Source organism: Pseudomonas sp. R45(2017) (assembly GCF_002112305.1).
Lineage (GTDB): Bacteria > Pseudomonadota > Gammaproteobacteria > Pseudomonadales > Pseudomonadaceae > Aquipseudomonas > Aquipseudomonas paraglycinae.
Genome location: NZ_NEHH01000001.1, coordinates 432723 through 450397, shown reverse-complemented (window position 1 = coordinate 450397; position 17675 = coordinate 432723). Strand labels below are relative to the sequence as shown.

19 protein-coding genes and 1 pseudogene are annotated in these 17675 nt (G+C 61.7%); 12 read left to right on the top strand and 8 right to left on the bottom strand.

The window, feature by feature from the left end:
* Positions 1-96: 96 nt before the first annotated feature.
* Positions 97-1308 carry an alanine transaminase gene (alaC, locus tag CAF74_RS02160; RefSeq protein ID WP_085745163.1) on the bottom strand — a complete coding sequence of 404 codons (1212 nt, stop codon included), beginning with the start codon at positions 1306-1308 and terminating at the stop codon, positions 97-99.
* A 139-nt stretch (positions 1309-1447) separates the two neighbouring features.
* Here alaC and CAF74_RS02155 point away from each other — a divergent pair, with 139 nt between their 5' ends.
* The 3 genes from CAF74_RS02155 to CAF74_RS02145 all read left to right on the top strand — a co-directional run bounded on the left by CAF74_RS02155 (position 1448) and on the right by CAF74_RS02145 (position 3479).
* Complete coding sequence (locus tag CAF74_RS02155; RefSeq protein ID WP_039766147.1) at positions 1448-2110, top strand: LysE family translocator; 663 nt, start codon at positions 1448-1450, stop codon at positions 2108-2110.
* A 68-nt stretch (positions 2111-2178) separates the two neighbouring features.
* Entirely contained in the window at positions 2179-2673 is a 495-nt protein-coding gene (locus tag CAF74_RS02150; protein ID WP_085745162.1) for a GyrI-like domain-containing protein, read from the top strand.
* Between the two features lie 317 nt (positions 2674-2990).
* Positions 2991-3479, top strand: a complete 489-nt coding sequence (locus CAF74_RS02145; protein WP_007951113.1) for a GNAT family N-acetyltransferase — start codon at positions 2991-2993, stop codon at positions 3477-3479.
* A gap of 164 nt (positions 3480-3643) precedes the next feature.
* Here CAF74_RS02145 and CAF74_RS02140 read toward each other — a convergent pair whose 3' ends face one another.
* Together CAF74_RS02140 and CAF74_RS02135 are read right to left on the bottom strand one after the other, a co-directional pair.
* A complete protein-coding gene (locus CAF74_RS02140; RefSeq protein ID WP_085745161.1) occupies positions 3644-4249 on the bottom strand; it encodes a pyridoxamine 5'-phosphate oxidase family protein in 606 nt (201 codons plus the stop codon).
* A 17-nt stretch (positions 4250-4266) separates the two neighbouring features.
* Positions 4267-4752: an N-acetyltransferase gene (locus CAF74_RS02135; protein WP_085745160.1), complete on the bottom strand. Its 486-nt coding sequence runs from the start codon at positions 4750-4752 to the stop codon at positions 4267-4269.
* 142 nt (positions 4753-4894) lie between these two features.
* Here CAF74_RS02135 and CAF74_RS02130 point away from each other — a divergent pair, with 142 nt between their 5' ends.
* Genes CAF74_RS02130 through CAF74_RS02120 form a run of 3 tightly spaced genes read left to right on the top strand, consistent with a single transcriptional unit; the run spans position 4895 to position 6942 of the window.
* Positions 4895-5320 carry a nuclear transport factor 2 family protein gene (locus CAF74_RS02130; RefSeq protein WP_085606525.1) on the top strand — a complete coding sequence of 142 codons (426 nt, stop codon included), beginning with the start codon at positions 4895-4897 and terminating at the stop codon, positions 5318-5320.
* Positions 5321-5360: 40 nt separating this feature from the next.
* Complete coding sequence (locus CAF74_RS02125; protein ID WP_007951101.1) at positions 5361-5705, top strand: YciI family protein; 345 nt, start codon at positions 5361-5363, stop codon at positions 5703-5705.
* Positions 5698-6942: an RNA polymerase sigma factor gene (locus CAF74_RS02120; RefSeq protein ID WP_085745159.1), complete on the top strand. Its 1245-nt coding sequence runs from the start codon at positions 5698-5700 to the stop codon at positions 6940-6942. The genes CAF74_RS02125 and CAF74_RS02120 overlap by 8 nt, the downstream gene beginning before the upstream one ends.
* Positions 6943-7137: 195 nt before the next feature.
* On the opposite strand, the gene CAF74_RS02115 is transcribed toward CAF74_RS02120, so the two are convergent.
* Positions 7138-7863 carry an SDR family oxidoreductase gene (locus CAF74_RS02115; RefSeq protein ID WP_085745158.1) on the bottom strand — a complete coding sequence of 242 codons (726 nt, stop codon included), beginning with the start codon at positions 7861-7863 and terminating at the stop codon, positions 7138-7140.
* A 111-nt stretch (positions 7864-7974) separates the two neighbouring features.
* On the opposite strand from CAF74_RS02115, the gene CAF74_RS02110 reads away from it, so the two are divergent.
* On the top strand, positions 7975-8811 hold the full coding sequence (locus tag CAF74_RS02110) for a LysR family transcriptional regulator (RefSeq protein ID WP_085745157.1): 837 nt from the start codon (positions 7975-7977) through the stop codon (positions 8809-8811).
* A 1-nt stretch (position 8812) separates the two neighbouring features.
* Here the strand turns inward: CAF74_RS02110 and CAF74_RS02105 are convergent, their stop codons facing one another.
* Positions 8813-9667 (bottom strand): LysR family transcriptional regulator, encoded by an 855-nt coding sequence (locus CAF74_RS02105; protein WP_085745156.1) that lies wholly within the window; start codon positions 9665-9667, stop codon positions 8813-8815.
* A gap of 88 nt (positions 9668-9755) precedes the next feature.
* Between CAF74_RS02105 and CAF74_RS02100 the strand changes: the two genes are divergently transcribed.
* Positions 9756-10193: a multidrug/biocide efflux PACE transporter gene (locus CAF74_RS02100; RefSeq protein ID WP_085745155.1), complete on the top strand. Its 438-nt coding sequence runs from the start codon at positions 9756-9758 to the stop codon at positions 10191-10193.
* A 55-nt stretch (positions 10194-10248) separates the two neighbouring features.
* On the opposite strand, the gene CAF74_RS02095 is transcribed toward CAF74_RS02100, so the two are convergent.
* A complete protein-coding gene (locus CAF74_RS02095; RefSeq protein ID WP_085745154.1) occupies positions 10249-11004 on the bottom strand; it encodes an SDR family NAD(P)-dependent oxidoreductase in 756 nt (251 codons plus the stop codon).
* Between the two features lie 120 nt (positions 11005-11124).
* Between CAF74_RS02095 and CAF74_RS02090 the strand changes: the two genes are divergently transcribed.
* A complete protein-coding gene (locus CAF74_RS02090) occupies positions 11125-12021 on the top strand; it encodes a LysR family transcriptional regulator (protein WP_007951094.1) in 897 nt (298 codons plus the stop codon).
* A gap of 53 nt (positions 12022-12074) precedes the next feature.
* Here the strand turns inward: CAF74_RS02090 and CAF74_RS02085 are convergent, their stop codons facing one another.
* Complete coding sequence (locus CAF74_RS02085; RefSeq protein WP_085745153.1) at positions 12075-13688, bottom strand: inorganic phosphate transporter; 1614 nt, start codon at positions 13686-13688, stop codon at positions 12075-12077.
* A 239-nt stretch (positions 13689-13927) separates the two neighbouring features.
* Positions 13928-14950, bottom strand: coding sequence for a transporter (locus CAF74_RS02080; protein WP_085606510.1), 1023 nt, complete (start codon positions 14948-14950; stop codon positions 13928-13930).
* Positions 14951-15223: 273 nt separating this feature from the next.
* Between CAF74_RS02080 and CAF74_RS29525 the strand changes: the two are divergent.
* The 3 genes and pseudogenes from CAF74_RS29525 to CAF74_RS02070 all read left to right on the top strand — a co-directional run.
* A pseudogene (locus CAF74_RS29525) lies at positions 15224-15913 on the top strand (methyl-accepting chemotaxis protein); the annotation flags it as partial.
* 165 nt (positions 15914-16078) lie between these two features.
* Positions 16079-16846, top strand: coding sequence for a methyl-accepting chemotaxis protein (locus CAF74_RS29520; protein ID WP_371857319.1), 768 nt, complete (start codon positions 16079-16081; stop codon positions 16844-16846).
* Between the two features lie 112 nt (positions 16847-16958).
* Positions 16959-17402: a hypothetical protein gene (locus CAF74_RS02070; protein ID WP_085745151.1), complete on the top strand. Its 444-nt coding sequence runs from the start codon at positions 16959-16961 to the stop codon at positions 17400-17402.
* Positions 17403-17675 lie beyond the last annotated feature (273 nt).

Here is a 17675-nt window from a genome sequence, read left to right as displayed (position 1 = left end):
CCCGGGACGCTCTGCGTCCCAAAGCGGACGCGGAGCGTCCATTGAGGCATTCCCACGCAGACGGTTCGACGCCTCGACGTGGGAACGATCATCACCTCAGGATTTGGTCACGAGGCCATCCGCCCGGAACATCCCGCGAATCCCGCGTACTGCCTGGCGAATCCGGTCCTGGTTTTCGATCAGCGCAAAGCGCACGTGATCGTCGCCGTACTCACCAAAGCCGACACCCGGCGAGACGCAGACCTTGGCCTCGGCCAGCAGCTTCTTGGCGAATTCCAGCGAGCCGAGGTGCGCGTAGGCTTCGGGAATCTTCGCCCAGACGTACATCGAAGCTTTCGGGTTCTCGACCATCCAGCCCAGTTCATGCAGGCCTTTGACCAGTACGTTGCGGCGCTGGCGATATTGCTCGGCGATGTCGCGTACGCACTGCTGATCACCTTCCAGCGCAGCAATCGCGGCCACCTGCAGCGGGGTGAACGTGCCGTAGTCGTGGTAGCTCTTGATCCGCGCCAAAGCGCTGACCAGTTCCGGGTTGCCGACCATGAAGCCGATGCGCCAGCCCGCCATGTTGTAGCTCTTGGACAGGGTGAAGAACTCCACCGCGATGTCCTTGGCACCCGGCACCTGCATGATCGACGGGGCTTTCCAGCCGTCGTAGACGATGTCGGCGTAAGCCAGGTCGTGCACCACCAGCACGTCGTACTGTTTGGCGAGAGCAATCACCCGCTCGAAGAAATCGAGTTCCACGCACTGCGCGGTCGGGTTGGACGGGAAGCCGAGGATCATCATCTTCGGTTTCGGGATCGAGCCGCGAATCGCCCGTTCCAGCTCGGCGAAGAAGTCCACGCCCGGCACCAGCGGCACCGATCGCACCTGGGCGCCGGCAATCACGGCACCGTAGATGTGAATCGGGTAGCTCGGGTTAGGCACCAGTACCGTGTCGCCCTGATCCAGGGTCGCCAGCATCAAGTGCGCCAGGCCTTCCTTGGAACCGATGGTGACGATGGCTTCGCTTTCCGGGTCGATCTCGACCTCGTAGCGTTCCTTGTACCAGTTGGAAATCGCCCGGCGCAGGCGCGGAATGCCCTTGGACGTGGAGTAACCGTGGGTGTCTTCGCGTTGTGCAACCTGCACCAGTTTTTCAACGATGTGCGGCGGCGTGGCGCCGTCGGGGTTGCCCATGCTCAAGTCGATGATGTCTTCGCCGCGACGTCGGGCGGCCAACTTCAGCTCGGCGGTGATGTTGAAAACGTAAGGGGGGAGTCGATCTATGCGCGCAAAGCGGCGCGGCGAACCTTGTTCAGCCATTGTTGCCTCGGATAACGTAAGCGCCCGGAACCGTCCGAGCGACGCTGGTCACTGCGGTGACCTGTGGCGGACGATAAGGGCAGCGATGGCAGACTGTCCAGCGCCTTTGTAAACAAATTTTTCCCAAGGAAAACGGTTAATGGAATTCACCAGCGGCTTCTTGCTGAGCCTTTCGCTGTGCCTGGACATCGGCGTGGCCAACATCGCGATGATCACCCTGGCGATGCAGCGCGGCTATTTTCAGGGCTTCGCACTGGGCCTCGGCACCTGCGTCGGCGACCTGATCTACGCGGTGCTGGCGCTGGCCGGGATGACCGTTCTGCTGCAATACGAAACCGTGCGCTGGGTGTTGTGGATCGGCGGTTCGGCACTGTTGATCTACTTCGCGGCGAAGATGATCTATTCGGCGATCCATCACGAAGCGCAATTGGCGGCGACCGCCGAAGTGGGCCAGAACTCCCATCGCAAGGAATTCTTCCGTGGGATCTTTCTCGCCATGTCGTCACCCAGCGCCATCCTCTGGTTCGCGGCAGTGGGCGGCACGTTGATCGCCCGTTCCGGCGGCGGCGGTCCTTTGAGCTCGGCGCTGTTCCTCGGCGGCTTCCTGTGCGCCGGGCTGTTGTGGTCGGCAGGCCTGTGCTTCGCCGCGAGCCATGGCGGCAAGTTGCTGGGCGACAAACTCCTGCGCTATTCCTACATGGCATCTGCAGCGATCTTCTGCTATTTCGCGGTCTACGTGATCGTATCCGGTTATAACGAGTTCGTCGGTTCCGGCGCCGCCGAGGCCCTGCATACGCTGTAAATGTGCGAATCGGGTTTGGCTTCTATACTCCCAGCCGAACCCACTTTTTTCGTTCAAGGAGTCGAGTCATGGATGAGCAAAAACGCGTCGAAGTGGCTGAACCTCGCTTCGAACATGGACACTTCCTGCTGATTGCAGGATTTCGCGATCGCTTCACTCAAGAGACCGTTCAGGACATCCCTGCGCTGTGGGAAAAACTGATCCCGCACATCGGAAATATTCCGGGGCAGAAGGGTGAAGTGACCTACGGTGTCTGCAGCAATTTCGACGGCAACGGCGGTTTCGATTACATGGCCGGGGTCGAAATCCGCAAGCTGGACGACTTCCCGCAGGAAAAGTATCCGTGGATCGAAGTCCTGCCGCGTCAGTACGCGGTGTTCGAACACAAGGGTTCGCTGGATCAGTTGCCGCAGACCATTGACTACATCTACAACACCTGGCTGCCGAATTCCGAATACAAAGGGCTCAACGCCCCGGAGCTGGAACGCTACAGCGCCGATTTCAACCCGAAGCTCAATACCGGCAAGCTGGAAATCTGCGTCCCGGTGGAAAAGAAAACCTGATCGGCAACCGGCAGCGCGAACCCGCTTCGCGCTGCCGGTCGAGTTTCACTTGCCCTTGATCCGTCGTGCCCGCAACAGGTCGATGCCCAGGGTAATGAAGCCGAAGAAGCTGATGCCCAACACCATCAACAAACCGATTTCCACGCTGCTCATAAACGGTTCCCTCCTCGGGTGATCAGAGACAGGCGTCAGAAATAGACCGTCCCGAATCCGAAGAAAAGCGCTTATACGCAGGCTTTACGCCCCCTGCGCGGATCGATATGAACACCTTATTCCTTTATCCTTGGCGGCCTTGTTTCCACTGATTTCGAGCCGCCATGAACACCGTCATCCGCCACGTCACCGCCGCCGACCTGGACCGCTGCTACGCCATCGAAACCCTCGCCTATGAGGGCGACGAAGCCGCGACCCGCGAGAAGATCGCCACGCGCATCGCCACCTGGCCGGACGGTTTCATCGTCGCCGAGGTGGACGGGCAGGTGGCAGGGTTCATCAACTCCGGCGCGGCGTTTGATGTGCAGATGTCCGATGAGGCGTTCAAGGAACTGATCGGCCACGACCCGGCAGGGCCGAACGTGGTGATCATGTCGGTGGTGGTGCACCCGGACTATCAGGGCCTGGGCCTGGCCAAGCGTCTGCTGGGGGAATTCATCGAACGCATGCGCGAGCAGGGCAAGGCGACGATTCACCTGATGTGCAAGGAACGGCACATCCCGCTGTACGCCGGATTCGGTTTTGCCTACATCAAACCGTCCGAATCCGACCACGGCGGGATGGCGTGGCACGAGATGATCCTGACGCTCTGAAGAAGAACCCCTGACCTGATCGTTCCCACGCTCTGCGTTTGGGAATGCAGCCTTCGACGCTCTGCGTCATGACGGTGCCAGGCGTTGCATCAGCGGTGCGGCAGGAACGCGGAGCGTCCCGGTATGCGTTCCCACGCAGAGCGTGGGAACGAGGGTGGGCGGTGTCAGTAGAGGGTGTCCCGCACCCGCGTCGGGGCCTCGCGATCATAAGCCTCGGCATCAAACTGCCCATCATTCAGACGCTTGTGAAACGCGCCCGCCGTCGGCAGCGCCGAGCGCGGCAAGTGGGTTTCAGGGTTCCACGCATCCGAACGCACGAACGCTTTCGAGCAATGAAAGAACGCCGCCTCCACCGTCACCAGCAACACCGTACGCGCCGGTTTGCCGTTCACCGCGAAGCTTTCCAGCAACTCGGGATCAGCGCTGATGGTCGCCGTACTGTTGACCCGCAACGTCTCGCCGATCCCCGGAATGATGAACAGCAGCGACACCCGCGGATCGTGCAGCACGTTGCGCAAGGTATCGATGCGGTTGTTGCCCGGGCGATCCGGCAGGGCCAGGGTGCGCTCGTCGATGATCCGCACAAACCCCGGCGCATCGCCGCGCGGGGAACCGTCGATGCCATCGGCACCCACCGAGCTGACAATCACCAACGGCGAAACCCGGACCATCGCCTGATAGTCCTCGTTGAGAAAACCGATCTGCTTGCGCAGCGCCCGTTCGTGGGGCAAGCCGTAGATGGCTTCCAGCGCTTCGATTGAATCGATCATCGTTGCTCCCTCGACGATTAGAAGAACAGCCCCATGCGCCGCTCGTAACCGATGCGACCCTTGTAGGCCTCGCCGCTGTCGACAAAGCCGTACTTGGCGTACAGCGCAATCGCGGCGTCATTGTCGGCGTCCACCGACAGTTCCAGTCCTTTGATTTCAGGCCAGGCCTGGCGCGCAACTTCTGGCAACGCCAGCAGGCAGGCCTTGCCATAGCCCTTGCCTTGTGCGCGGTGATCGACCTGCAATGCATGCAGGGTGGCGCTGTGTTCATCGGCCCATTCCGGCAGAACCGGCGGGCGCTTGAGCAGCAGGAACGCCACTGGCTCATCTTCTGCCAGCAGGGCAAAACCCTTCACGCCAGGACCGGGTTTCGACAGCAGCGTATGCAGGGCGCCGTGGATATCGCCGGAGAACTTGATCTGCTCGGCGTGGATTTCAATCGCTTCGACTTGCTGACGCTGCAAGGCGTTAAGGCTCTCGTACGGTACGAGTTTGGCTGACACGGGAATTTCCTTTTTCCTACAAAGATGAGCCTCGGATTCTAGCGATTTTGTCTTCTCCGGAATTTTTTTGTTTCAACTGTCGATCCGGCAAATCGCCGAACGACTAAGGGTGTCTTCACAACAAAAACCAGGGAGAAACCCCATGAGTACGCAAGCGCAGATTCAAAGCCTGATCGACACCTACCGCGAGGCGGTGATGACCAAGGACGTGGAAAAAGTCATGGCCCTGTACGCCGACGACATCGTCTCCTTCGATGCGATCAAGGCCCTGCAATTCAAGGGCAAACCGGCCTACCGCGCGCACTGGGTGGATTGCATGGAAATGTGCCCCGGCCCGCACATTTTCGAATTCCACGAAATCGCCATCGAGACCGCCGACAACATCGCCTTCGCCCACTGGGTCGCCAACTGCGGCGGGACCAATGAAAAGGGCGAAACCCAGAGTTGCTGGATGCGCGTCACCGCGTGCTACCGGCAGGTGGGCGGGGCGTGGAAGATCGCCCACGAACACTGGTCAGCACCGTTCGACCCGATGAGCGGCGCGACCCTGTTCGATGTGAAACCCTGATCTTCAGCCATAGTTGATCCGTCCGATTCAGGAGAACGCCATGAAGTATTTATGCCTGGTCTACAGCGATGAGCGCCTGCTGCATTCGTCGCCCGACAGCCCGGAAGATGCCGAGTGCTGGGCCTACGCCGAGTCGATCCAGGGCAGCGGCCGGATGGTCGCCGCCGAAGCGCTGGAGTCGGTGCAGACCGCCACCACGGTGCGCATGCGCAACGGCAAGCTGTCGATCACCGACGGCCCGTTCGCCGAGACCAAGGAGCAGTTGGCCGGTTTCTACCTGATCGACGCACGGGATCTCAACGAAGCGATTCAGGTCGCCGGCAACATTCCGGCGGCCCGGGTCGGCAGTGTCGAAGTGCGTCCCGTGCGCCAGTTGAATGTCTGAGGTCGCGGCCCGGGTCGAGCAGGTCTATCGCGAAGACTCGCGGCGGATCCTCGCGACCCTGATCCGCCTGCTCGGCGATTTCGACCTCGCCGAAGAAGCCTTGCACGAGGCGTTCTTCGTCGCGGTCGAACGCTGGCAGCGCGACGGCGTGCCGGACAATCCGCGAACCTGGCTGGTGTCCACCGGGCGCTTCAAGGCGATCGACGTGTTGCGTCGGCGGGCGCGGTTCAAGGCCTCGCAGCCGTTATTGCTGGCGCAACTGGAAGAACTGGAACAGTCCGAATGGGACGCCGAAGACGTGGAAGACGACCGCCTGCGCCTGATCTTCACCTGCTGCCACCCGGCGCTGGCGGCGGACGCGCAAGTGCCGCTTACCCTGCGTGAAGTCTGCGACCTCACCACTGAAGAAATCGCCCGGGCATTCCTCTCGGCCCCGGCGGCGATTGCCCAGCGCATCGTGCGCGCCAAGGCGAAGATCCGCGATGCGAAAATCCCTTATCAAGTGCCGAGTCTGAGCGAACTGCCCGAGCGCCTCGACAGTGTGTTGCGGGTGATTTATCTGGTGTTCAACGAAGGCTATTCAGCATCCGGCGGCGCCCAGGTGACACGCGAAGACCTGACCCGCGAGGCGATTCGTCTCGGGCGATTGCTGCTGGAGTTGTTGCCGGATCCAGAGGTCATGGGGTTGCTGGCGTTGATGCTGCTGCATGAATCGCGGCGCTCGGCGCGCTCTTCGCCTGATGGTGAACTGATTCTGCTGGATGATCAGGATCGCGGATTGTGGAATGCCGAGTTGATTGCCGAAGGCTGCGATCTGGTGGAAAAAGCGCTGACCACGGGGCGCTTCGGGCCGTACTGCCTGCAGGCAGCGATTGCGGCGGTGCATGCCGAAGCGCCGACGGCAGGGGAGACGGACTGGGAGCAGATCGTCGGGCTGTATGACGTGTTGCTGCGGGCGGTACCGTCGCCGGTGATCGAGTTGAACCGGGCGGTGGCGGTGGCCAAGCGGGACGGGGCGCTGGCGGGGTTGACCCTGGTTGAAGGGATTCTGGACCGTGGGGAATTGCAGGATTACCACTTGGCGCATTCGGCGCGGGCGGAGTTTTGTCGGCAGTTGGGGCGGGTTGAGGAGGCGCGGGTGGCCTATTCACGGGCACTGGAGTTGACGCGGCAGGAGCCGGAGCGGCGGTTTATCGAGGGGCGGCTTTCGGCTTTGGATCGCTTGCCCTCACCCTAGCCCTCTCCCGGAGGGAGAGGGGACCGATCCGGGGATATTGGGGATATACGCCGACCTGAACGGTTCGCTGTGAATCCATAATCGACCAGATCTTTCAGGTCGATGTATGACGTAAGACACCTCGGTCAGTCCCCTCTCCCTCCGGGAGAGGGTTAGGGTGAGGGCGCTTTTGATTTTGCCTTTCGCCTTTCGCTTTTAGGCCTGCTGCCGAGTCGCAGCCATCACAATCTCGCGAATACAAACGCCCTGCGGCTGCCCATACGCATAAGCAATCGCCGTCGCCACATCCTCGGCACTCAACACCGTGCCACCCATGTCCTGCTTCCAGGCCTGATACCCGGTCTTGATCGCCTCATCCGTGGTGTGGCTCAGCAACTCGGTCTCCACTGCACCCGGCGCAATCGTGGTCACCCGCACATTGTGCGGCGACAACTCCTCACGCAGATTCTCGGACAATCCATGCACCGCAAACTTGGTGCCGACATACGCCACATGGTTCGGGAACGTCTTGCGCCCGGCCACCGAACTGACGTTGATGATGGTGCCGTGCTTGCGCTCGATCATCCCGGCAACCACCGCGTGCACGCCGTTGAGCAGGCCTTTTACGTTGACGTCGAGCATCTGGTCCCACTGCGCCGGGTCCTGTTTGCTCATCTCGCCCAGCAGCATCACCCCGGCGTTGTTGATCAGCGCATCGGCCGGCCCGAACTGCGCTTCCGCTTCGGCCACAGCGGCCAGCAATGCGGCGCGGTCGGTGATGTCGACGCGGCGGCTGAAGGTGTTCGGCAGTGCCAGTGCTTCAAGGCGTTCGATGCGCCGGGCCAACAACAGCAGCGGATGGCCGGCAGCGCTCAAGCGGCGGGCGGTGGCTTCGCCGATGCCCGAGCTGGCGCCGGTGATGATGATCAATGGCTTGCTCATGGTTGAACTCCTGAGATAAGAAAAACAAATGACCAGATTCGTGACGCAGTATATTTAGTCCGCTGGAGGCTGAAAAATGCCTTATTCCTCTGTCTGCTATCGGAATCTCCTATGGATATCCGCCATCTCAAAGCCTTCCTCGCGGTGTTCGAGGAACGCAACATCACCGCTGCCGCGCAACGGCTGTTCATCAGTCAGCCCACGTTGTCGGTGACCATCAAACAGCTGGAAGAAGAGCTCGGTGCGACGCTGTTCGTACGTCAGCCCCGTGGTGTGGAAGTCAGCGACGAAGCGCGTCTTCTATACCCGCAGGCACGGCGGATGGTGGCCGAGTCCGAGGCACTGAGCCGGATGTTTCGCGGCCGCGAAAACCGTGCGCCGCTGACCCTTGGTATCGAGGGCGACATCGCCGCAAGCCACATCGAAGCCTTTGTGCGCATGGCCCATCAGGCGTTGCCCAATCTGTTGCTGACCCTGGAAGAGGGCTGTCACGGCGATGGTCGATTGGCGGTCGAGGAAATGTGCTGCGAGGACGAACTGTTCCTGCCGCTGTGGGAAGAGTCCTATGTGATGGCGCTGCCTCTCGATCATCCGATGGCAAACGCGCAGGCCGGCTGGGCGCCGATCGAGGACTGGATCACCTGCCCACAGCATCCTTCACATCAGCGGTTGATGGCGCTGTACGGACGCTCGCCGGAAGCGGTGGCGGGGCATGCCGGTTCACTGCAACAGGCGTTGCACATGGTGGCGGCGGGTGTCGGCGTGGCGATGTTGCCGCAGTCACTGGTCAGCGGGCATGAACGCATCGTCGTGCGCGCGCTGCACCTGCCGGCGCCGACCCGGCGGGTGGGATTGTGCTATGCAGCGCAAGCGCTGGAGTTGCCGACGATGCGCGGGTTGCACGCGTATTTTCAGGTCAATCGCCCGGCAGCGATCGAGGCGGCCTGAGCTATTCCAGCATCTTGCTCAGCAACCAGCTGCCCGCCGGCCCCGGCGGGTACAGCCGCGACCACAGCGCATCGACGAACACCGGTTTCGGCCAGCCGCGCACCTTCAGTTCCACCAGCAAATCATTGCCGAAACGCTCCACCAGCCAGCGTGGCAGCGGGGCCCAGCCAAAACCTTTCTCGGCCATTTCCAGCAGCATCAGGTAACTCGGTGCCGACCACACCCGGCCTTTGCCGCGACTGTCATAGGGATTGACGATGGTGGCCAGGCGCAGTTCGCGATGCTGCTCAAGGACCGTTTGATCGATGGATTCCTGAGTCGCCAACGGATGCCCACGACCCACAAACAAGGCGATTTCAGTGCGCTCGGCGACGGTCGCGCTCGCCAGATCCGGCGGGTAGTTGTCCTGCATCTCGGCGAACGCCAGGTGCGCCCGACCGCGCTGCACCAGTTCGACCAGGTCATCGCACTCGGCGATCAGGCATTCCAGTTCCAGATCCGGATAACGCTGCTCGAAACCCACCAATGCGGCTTCGAAACGGTCGGACTGATAAGTGTCGGAAATCGCCACCGTGAGTTTCGGCTCAACACCTTGGGCCAATTGCCGGGCGGTCATTTCCAGTCGGCTGGTGGCGGACAGAATCGCCTCGGCCCGTTGCAGCATCACGTGCCCGGCCGGGGTCAGCGTCGGCTTGCGGCTGCTGCGGTCGAACAGCACCAGGTCCAGATCGATCTCAAGACTGGCCACCGCCGCACTCACCGTCGACTGACTGCGCCCGAGTTTGCGCGCCGCCGCCGAAAACGAACCTTGAGTCGCCGCCTGGACAAACGCCAGCAACACTTCCTGAGATGCCATGAACTATCGCCGTGATCGATGGTTATTGGTTATGAAGTATCGGTGTGGTGCTGGATCATGGCAACCATCTTCACAGAGGACTTCGGCCATGACTGCCAACAAATCCATCACTGAGCGTATCTTCCAGGCCATCGGTTTCGAACTGCTGGCGATCTTGATCTGTACCCCGTTGCTGGCGTGGATCATGGGCAAACCGCTGGTCGAAATGGGCGCCGTCACCATCGCAATCGCGTTGCTGGCCCTGGGCTGGAACGTGGTGTTCAACGGCTTCTTCGACCGGATGCTCAAGCGCTGGAACATCGCTCACAATGCCTGGGTGCGAGTGGCGCACGCGCTGCTGTTCGAGGGCGGGTTGATCGTGATGGGCGTGCCGCTGATTGCCTGGTGGCTGTCGGTCAGTCTGTGGCAGGCGTTCCTGCTCGACATCGGCGTGCTGCTGTTCTTCCTGCCGTACACCTACATCTACCACTGGGGTTATGACGTGGTGCGCGAGCGGCTGGTGATGCGCAGCGTCTGCCAGAACTGAAAAAAAATCGCAGCCTGTGAGGGCTGCGATTTTTTGTCCTGGGTTTTTGCAGGGTTTAGAGAAACATCCCGCCCGACGCTTCAATCCGCTGACCGTTGATCCACTGCGCCCCCGGCGACAGCAACAGCGCCAGCGCACCGCCAATGTCATCCGGCTGCCCGGCCCGGCCCAGCGCGGTGTTGCTGGCGACCATCGCATTCAACGCCGAATTGTCGCGCACCGCGCCGCCACCGAAGTCGGTTTCGATGGCGCCCGGTGCCAGGATATTCACGGCGATCTGCCGCGCCCCCAGCTCCTTGGCCTGATAACGGGTCAGCACTTCCATCGCGCCTTTCATCGCCGCGTAAGCCGCGTAACCCGGCAGGGTGAAGCGGGCCAGACCGCTGGAGATGTTGATGATCCGCCCGCCATCGTTGATCAGCGGCAGCAGTTGCTGAGTGAGGAAGAACGGCCCTTTCAACTGCACGTTCATCAGCAGGTCGAACTGCTCCGGCGTGGTGTCGGCGAAGGAGGCATGCACGCCAATCCCGGCGTTGTTGATCAGGAAATCGAAGCGCGGACGTTCAAGTTGTTGCAGCGCCTGCTCGACCCGCACAGCAAACTCGGCAAAACCTTCGCTGCGCCCGACATCCAGTTGCAGCATCACGGCTTGGGCGCCGAGGGTTTCCAGTTCCTGCACCAGCGCTTGGGCTTCATCGGCGCGGCTGTTGTAGGTGCCGATAATGTCCACGCCTTGCGCGGCGAGGTGCAGGGCGGCGTTCTTGCCGAGGCCACGGCTGGCACCGGTGATCAATGCGATTTTGCGGTTCATGGGTCTTCCTCGATGGCAGTGACGGTTGATGGGGCACAGTTTATTTATCCGCCATGGGGTGATAAACAGACTGAAACCGGAATCACTGGTCGGAATATCCGAACAATCAATGGGTGACCCATGAACAAACTGGAACTGCTGCGCACCTTCGTCCGGGTCAGCGAATTGTCGAGTTTCACGATGGCGGGGGAGAGTCTCGGGCTGCCGCGTTCGACGGTGTCCGAACAGGTGCAGGCGCTGGAAAGCCTGCTCGGCACGCGTCTGCTGCAACGCACCACGCGCAAGGTCCAGGCGACTCAGGACGGCCTTGCGCTGTACGAGCGAAGCAAGGATCTGCTGTCGCACATGGACGAAATCGAGAACCTGTTCCGCCAGGACGAAGCGTCGCTGACCGGGCGGATCCGGGTCGATATGCCGAACATTCTGTCGCGACGGCTGATCATGCCGAAGCTGCCGGAATTCATGGCGCGTCATCCGAATCTGGAGCTGGAAATCAGCAGCACCGATCGCCGGGTCGACCTGCTCGCCGAAGGTTTCGATTGCGTGGTGCGCATCGGCGCGCAACCCGATCAGTCGGTGGTGGCGCGGCATCTGGGGGACTTCAGCATGATCAACTGCGCCAGCCCCGCGTATCTGGAGCGCTATGGCGTGCCGCAGACACTTGAAGATCTGGCGCAGCATCGGTTGGTGCACTACGTCGGTGTGCTGGGTTCGCGTTCCGAAGGGTTTGTTTACGAGCAGGACGGGCAGGTTCACCGGGTGCCAATGGCGGGCAGTGTGACGGTCAACAGCACCGATGCCTACGAGTCGGCGTGTCTGGGGGGATTCGGTCTGATCCAGGTGCCGCGAACCGGGATGAATACTTATCTGGATACCGGAGAGGTGGTGACGGTGCTGCCGCAATACACCGCGCCGGCGATGGGCATTTCACTGCTGTACGCGAGGCAGCGGCATCTGCCGTTGCGGGTGCGGGTGTTCATGGACTGGCTGGGGGATTTGATTCGTTCGACGCTCTGATTTCTGCCGCAAATCCCTGTGGGAGCAACGGCTCTCACAGGGATTCGGCTGGATCAGAAAATCTGGGTAAACAGCCAATACAGGCTGCCCGACAACAGAATTGCCGCCGGCAAGGTCAGCACCCACGCCATCAGCAGATTGCGGATGGTCTTCATCTGCAAACCGCCACCGTTGGCGACCATGGTCCCGGCCACGCCCGAGGACAGCACATGAGTGGTCGACACCGGCAGGCCGAACATGTCGGCGGCGCCGATGGTCAGCATCGCCACGGTTTCAGCAGAGGCGCCTTGGGCGTAGGTCAGGTGGGTCTTGCCGATCTTCTCGCCGACCGTGACCACGATCCGCTTCCAGCCGACCATGGTGCCCAGCCCCAAGGCAATCGCCACTGCGATCTTCACCCACAGCGGAATAAACCGCGTGGCGTTGTCGATCTGTTGCTTGAACAGTTGCAGCTTGCCGCTGGTGTCGGCGTCGAAGGTGCCGACCTTGTTCTTGTCCATCAGGCGAATGGTTTCGCTGGCCAGGTACATGTCGTTACGCACGTTGCCCATGGCCTCGGCCGGGACTTTCGCCAGCGAGCCGTAGCCCTTCACTTCTTCACCGATGTGTCCGGTCAGGGAGGCGAGGGCGGGGATCAGTTGCGGCGTGGCTTCCTTGCTGCGCACGTAGTCGGAGAGCACAGCGCGGGGATCGGCCGGTGCCGGCAGTGGCGCACTTTTCACCAGCGCTTGCTGGGTCACTTGGGCGACAGCGGCGAATTGCAGCGACTGTTCTTCCGGCATGGTGCGGTTCAGCGCATAAGCCATCGGCAGGGTGCCGACCAGAATCAACATGATCAGGCCCATGCCTTTCTGGCCGTCGTTGGAACCGTGAGCGAAGGACACGCCGGTGCAGGTCAGGATCAGCAGACCGCGAATCCACCACGGTGGCGGGGTGTTGCCTTCCGGCGCCTTGTACAGCGAACGGTTCTTCACGAACGCGCGCAGCGCCAGCAGCAACAGCGCCGCACAACCGAAGCCCACCAGCGGCGACAGCAGCAGCGCGTAACCGATCTTGGTTGCCTGAGCCCAGTCCACACCGCTGGTGCCGTCGCGGCCGTGCATCAAGGCATTCGCCACGCCGACGCCGATGATCGAACCGATCAGCGTGTGCGACGACGAGGCCGGCAGGCCCAGCCACCAGGTGCCGAGGTTCCACAGGATCGCCGCGATCAGCAGGGCGAAAATCATCGCGAAACCGGCGGACGAACCGACTTGCAGAATCAGCTCCACCGGCAGCAACGCAATGATGCCGAACGCCACCGCGCCGCTCGACAGCAGCACCCCGAGGAAGTTAAAGAAACCCGACCACACCACGGCCACATTAGGCGGCAGCGAGTGGGTGTAGATCACCGTGGCCACGGCGTTGGCGGTGTCGTGGAAACCGTTGACGAACTCGAAGCCCAGCGCAATCAACAACGCCACGCCGAGCAGCAGGAACGGCGTCCAGGTGGTGACCACCGTGCCGAGTTCGTGCATGTCGTGCATCAGGCTGTAGGCGGTGAACAGCATCCCCATCGCCAGTACCGCGAAAAACACTACGTAGGTGAACGGGCCGGTTTTCTTGTCGAGGGCCGGCCTGCCACTGGCAGCGGGGGCCGGGCTGACGGTCAGGGAGGGAGTAGCCATGGGCGGACAATCCTGAGCGGGGGAAGGAGTGTCGCCCATGATCGTTGCTAAATATTACAGAGAGGCTGCGACAGATCAGTGTTTGGGGTTTTAGCTTCACCGCTGATCTGAAGGCGGTGATCGTTCCCACGCTCCGCGTGGGAATGCATAAGGTGACGCTCTGCGTCACAGGGACGCGGAGCGTCCCGGGCGGCATTCCCACGCGGAGCGTGGGAACGAGCGGCAGGGGCAGTCGGCTCTTAGTAATCCCGCCGCTTGCGAAACGCCCAGCGCCCGGCGATCACGGTGAACGTCGCCACCAGCGCCACCAGAATCCAGAACCCTTCCGGATCGGTGGCCAGCGGCACGCCGCCGACGTTCATGCCGAAGAAACCGGCAATGATGTTGATCGGCAGCGCCAGCACCGTGACCACGGTCAGGGTGAACAGCGTGCGGTTGCTCTGTTCGTTGAGGTTGGCGGCGATCTCTTCCTGCAACAGCTTGATCCGCTCGCCGAGGGCGGTCAGGTCGTTGATGATCAGCGCGAACTCCTCGGTGGATTTGCGCAACTCCTTCACGTCTTCCTTCTGCAACCACGGCGGTGGCCGGTTGAGCAGGCGCAGCAGCGAACCCGGCTCCAGCGCCAGCAGCCGTTGTAGGCGCACCAGCACCCGTCGGTTGGCGCCGAGTTCGGCGCGGTTGGTCGACAGCCGCGAGGACAGCAATTCGTCCTCGACCTGATCGACGCTCATGCTGGTCTTGCGCACGATCTGGGTCAGCACTTCGCCCTGGTCGCGCAGCAGGTGCACCAGCAGTTCCAGCGGCGAACGAAAACACTCGCCGGACTTCACCGACGAACGCAGCTTGTCCACCGAATGCAGCGGTTGCAGACGCGCACTGACGATCAGTTTGCTGCGCACGCATACCCACAGCGTCGACACGTCCGATGACACCATGCTGCTGAGGTTGAACACCACGTCGTTGACCACCGCCAGCAACGCCGAATCGACATGCTCGATGCGGGTCGAACGCGAACCTTCGTGCAGCGCTTCGAAAAACTCTTCGGGCAATTGCAGGTGGCTTTTCATCCAGCGCTCGCACGCGGCGTGGGCCAGATTCAGGTGCAGCCAGAGAAATTCATCGCCCTCGCTGTCGTCTTGCAGGCAGCGCAGGGCGGTCGCCGAATCCACCTCGCGCCCGCGTTCGCCGGGGCGAAAACGAAAGCCGTAAAGCAGGCCGAACAGGTCAGGATCACGATGACTGATATCGAGGCTGTGGTTCATGAAGGCTCGCTGCGAGGAGGCGTCTGTCGCGGGATTTGCAGATTCACCTGAGCCGCATCATCGCCATGTCACATGACGCTTGTGTGACAGTAAAATGACGTCAAATCAATGCGTTACCGGCGGTCGGATTTTTCTCAAGAAGGGCGCTGGAACGCCGATCACGCATGAGTTAGGTTGCGCGCCTTCGCCATGAGCCAAGGTCCGCCGACACGGATGTCCGGCAACAATTCACGTCTTACCGGGCGTGCCTCATCCCTGTCCTGAGTACCTGTGATGCTGCAAAAATCCCTGAGAGCGCAAATTCTCGCCCTGCTGAGCGGCAGCCTGCTGGCGATGCTGTTGATCGCGCTGGCCTGCTTTCATTTCCTGTCCAACGGCGTGCAGAACTACAGCCAATTGATCGCAGGTCCGTTGCACACCTCGCAACTGATCGATGAAGCCAACCTGCAATTCAAGGTGCAGGTTCAGGAGTGGAAAAACGTTCTGCTGCGCGGCAAGCAACCGGCGGATCTGGCCAAGTACTGGGGCCAGTTCGAAGACCGTCAGCGCGATGTGCAGGGCATCCTCGGTGAGCTGGCCAACCAGAAAGGCCTCGAGCCTGCGCTGAAAACCCGCATTGATCGCCTGCGCGAAGAACACCGTCTGCTTGGTGCTGCGTACCAGAAGGGCCGTGATGCCTACGTCGCCGCCGGTGCCGATCCGACTGCGGGGGACGCCGCCGTCAAAGGCGTCGACCGTGCCGCCAGCGACCAGATGAGCGAGCTGGTCGCCGAGCTGCGCAAGCAGGGCACCGAGCAATCGGCGCAGATCAGCGCCAGTGCTGACCGCACTGTGTGGCTGGGGCTGTTGGTGATGCTCGCGTCAGGCTTGCTGATCGGTCTGCTCAGCCTGTGGCTGGTCAACCGCAACCTGGTCGAGCCGATCCGCAAACTCATCGACTACGTCACCCAGTTGAGCAAGGGGCGTCTGGTCGAGCGTGTGTCCAGCGACCGTCAGGACGAGCTGGGTAACCTGGCCGCAGCGGCCAACACGTTGCGCGATTTCCTCGCCGAAACCTTCAATCATCTGCAACGCAGCGCCAAGGATCTGGACAGCGCCAGCGGCGAGTTGAACGCCATCGCCACCGTGATGGCCGGCGGCACCAACGAGCAGTTCAGCCGCACCGATCAGGTGGCCACGGCAATGAATGAAATGTCCGCCACCGCCCAGGAAGTCGCCCGTCATGCGGCTGACGCTGCACGTGCGGCCGACGATGCCGACCAGTCCGCGCAACAGGGCGAGAAGGTCATGCAGAGCACCATTCACAGCATCACCCAGATGCGCGGCGAAATCGCCAACACCGCCACCGTGATCCGTCGTCTGGAAGCTGACAGCGGTCGCATCGGCAAGGTGCTGGAAGTGATTCGCGGGATCGCCGAGCAGACCAACCTGCTGGCGCTCAACGCCGCCATCGAAGCGGCCCGTGCCGGTGAAGCGGGGCGTGGTTTTGCGGTGGTCGCTGACGAAGTACGCAACCTCGCGCAGCGTACGGCGGAGTCGATCATCGAGATCAACCAGATCATCCACAGCGTGCAGACCGGCGCGGTGGACGCGGCCCAGGCCATCGACAGTGGCCAGACCCGCAGCGATGAAAGCGTCGAGCAAGTGACCCAGGCCGGCGCCATGCTCGAGCGCATCACCCACGCGGTGGAAGCGATTCGCGACATGAACCGCCAGATCGCCACCGCCGCCGAGGAACAGACCTCGGTCGCCGAAGACATCTCGCGCAACCTGACCGAGATCACCTCGATCGCCAGCACCAACCTCGACAACGTGCAGCGCACCGAAAGCGCCAGCCAGAACCTGCACGGCCTGTCCGGCCAACTGAACGACGTCACCGCTCGCCTGAGCGTCTGACCGGCCAGTGACTGTGTACCGGTTCGGTTACCGAGTCGGTACACAGTCGATCTCAATTGGTGCAGACCGCCGCCGATGCCCGGTTATCTATAACCGGCATTGGAGATTTCCCATGGTCAGCATCACGTCTGTTTCGATCAATCAGACCGCCACCACGCCCACCAGCAAAACCTCGATTGCCGACACCGGTGACGACACCTCGATCACCGCGGCAGCCAGCACCGGCGTGAAGGCCGACACCAGCAAAGTGGCGGCGGGCGGTGGCGCGGCGCCGGCGGGGGACAGCAGTTCCAGCAGCGAAGAATCGGATACCGTGAAAGAACTGCGCAAGCAGATTGCCGAGTTGCAGAAGCAGTTGCAGGAAGAGCAAAAGGCGCTGCAAGCGGCTCAGGCGAAGCAAGAAAGCCAGGATGCCAAGGCGGCGGATGTTGCGGCGGCGCAGTCGCAGATCGCGACGACATCGGCTTCGTTGCAGACGGCGACGGCGGCGTTGTTGGCGGCTTTGCAGGATTCGGATTCGAGTACGTCGGGTTCGCTGGTCAGTACCTCCGCGTGAAGCCTTTTCCCCTCACCCTAGCCCTCTCCCCGAGGGAGAGGGGACTGACGGAGTTGAATGTTCGAGTTACGCCGACCTGAAAATCTTGTGTCGAACTCAGGTTTAGAAACCCATGGAGATCGGCTCCCTTTCCCCCTCGCCCCCTTGGGGGCGGTCCGACGTTTCGGGAGGGCTGGGGTGAGGGGGTAGGGGCTGACTGACGAAACATGATTTCAGCCAGACACCAGACACAAAAAAGCCGCACAACCCAAAAGTCATGCGGCTTTGTTTTAT

Bases quoted from the DNA above. Each gene is read 5' to 3' on its own strand.
- CAF74_RS02105 (WP_085745156.1), bottom strand. From the start codon at position 9,667: ATGGCATCTCAGGAAGTGTTGCTGGCGTTTGTCCAGGCGGCGACTCAA.
- CAF74_RS02145 (WP_007951113.1), top strand. From the start codon at position 2,991: ATGAACACCGTCATCCGCCACGTCACCGCCGCCGACCTGGACCGCTGC.
- CAF74_RS02150 (WP_085745162.1), top strand. From the start codon at position 2,179: ATGGATGAGCAAAAACGCGTCGAAGTGGCTGAACCTCGCTTCGAACAT.
- CAF74_RS02125 (WP_007951101.1), top strand. From the start codon at position 5,361: ATGAAGTATTTATGCCTGGTCTACAGCGATGAGCGCCTGCTGCATTCG.
- CAF74_RS02120 (WP_085745159.1), top strand. From the start codon at position 5,698: ATGTCTGAGGTCGCGGCCCGGGTCGAGCAGGTCTATCGCGAAGACTCG.
- CAF74_RS02090 (WP_007951094.1), top strand. From the start codon at position 11,125: ATGAACAAACTGGAACTGCTGCGCACCTTCGTCCGGGTCAGCGAATTG.
- CAF74_RS29520 (WP_371857319.1), top strand. From the start codon at position 16,079: ATGGCCGGCGGCACCAACGAGCAGTTCAGCCGCACCGATCAGGTGGCC.
- CAF74_RS02155 (WP_039766147.1), top strand. From the start codon at position 1,448: ATGGAATTCACCAGCGGCTTCTTGCTGAGCCTTTCGCTGTGCCTGGAC.
- CAF74_RS02140 (WP_085745161.1), bottom strand. From the start codon at position 4,249: ATGATCGATTCAATCGAAGCGCTGGAAGCCATCTACGGCTTGCCCCAC.
- CAF74_RS02115 (WP_085745158.1), bottom strand. From the start codon at position 7,863: ATGAGCAAGCCATTGATCATCATCACCGGCGCCAGCTCGGGCATCGGC.
- CAF74_RS02130 (WP_085606525.1), top strand. From the start codon at position 4,895: ATGAGTACGCAAGCGCAGATTCAAAGCCTGATCGACACCTACCGCGAG.
- alaC (WP_085745163.1), bottom strand. From the start codon at position 1,308: ATGGCTGAACAAGGTTCGCCGCGCCGCTTTGCGCGCATAGATCGACTC.
- CAF74_RS02080 (WP_085606510.1), bottom strand. From the start codon at position 14,950: ATGAACCACAGCCTCGATATCAGTCATCGTGATCCTGACCTGTTCGGC.
- CAF74_RS02070 (WP_085745151.1), top strand. From the start codon at position 16,959: ATGGTCAGCATCACGTCTGTTTCGATCAATCAGACCGCCACCACGCCC.
- CAF74_RS02110 (WP_085745157.1), top strand. From the start codon at position 7,975: ATGGATATCCGCCATCTCAAAGCCTTCCTCGCGGTGTTCGAGGAACGC.
- CAF74_RS02085 (WP_085745153.1), bottom strand. From the start codon at position 13,688: ATGGCTACTCCCTCCCTGACCGTCAGCCCGGCCCCCGCTGCCAGTGGC.
- CAF74_RS02100 (WP_085745155.1), top strand. From the start codon at position 9,756: ATGACTGCCAACAAATCCATCACTGAGCGTATCTTCCAGGCCATCGGT.
- CAF74_RS02095 (WP_085745154.1), bottom strand. From the start codon at position 11,004: ATGAACCGCAAAATCGCATTGATCACCGGTGCCAGCCGTGGCCTCGGC.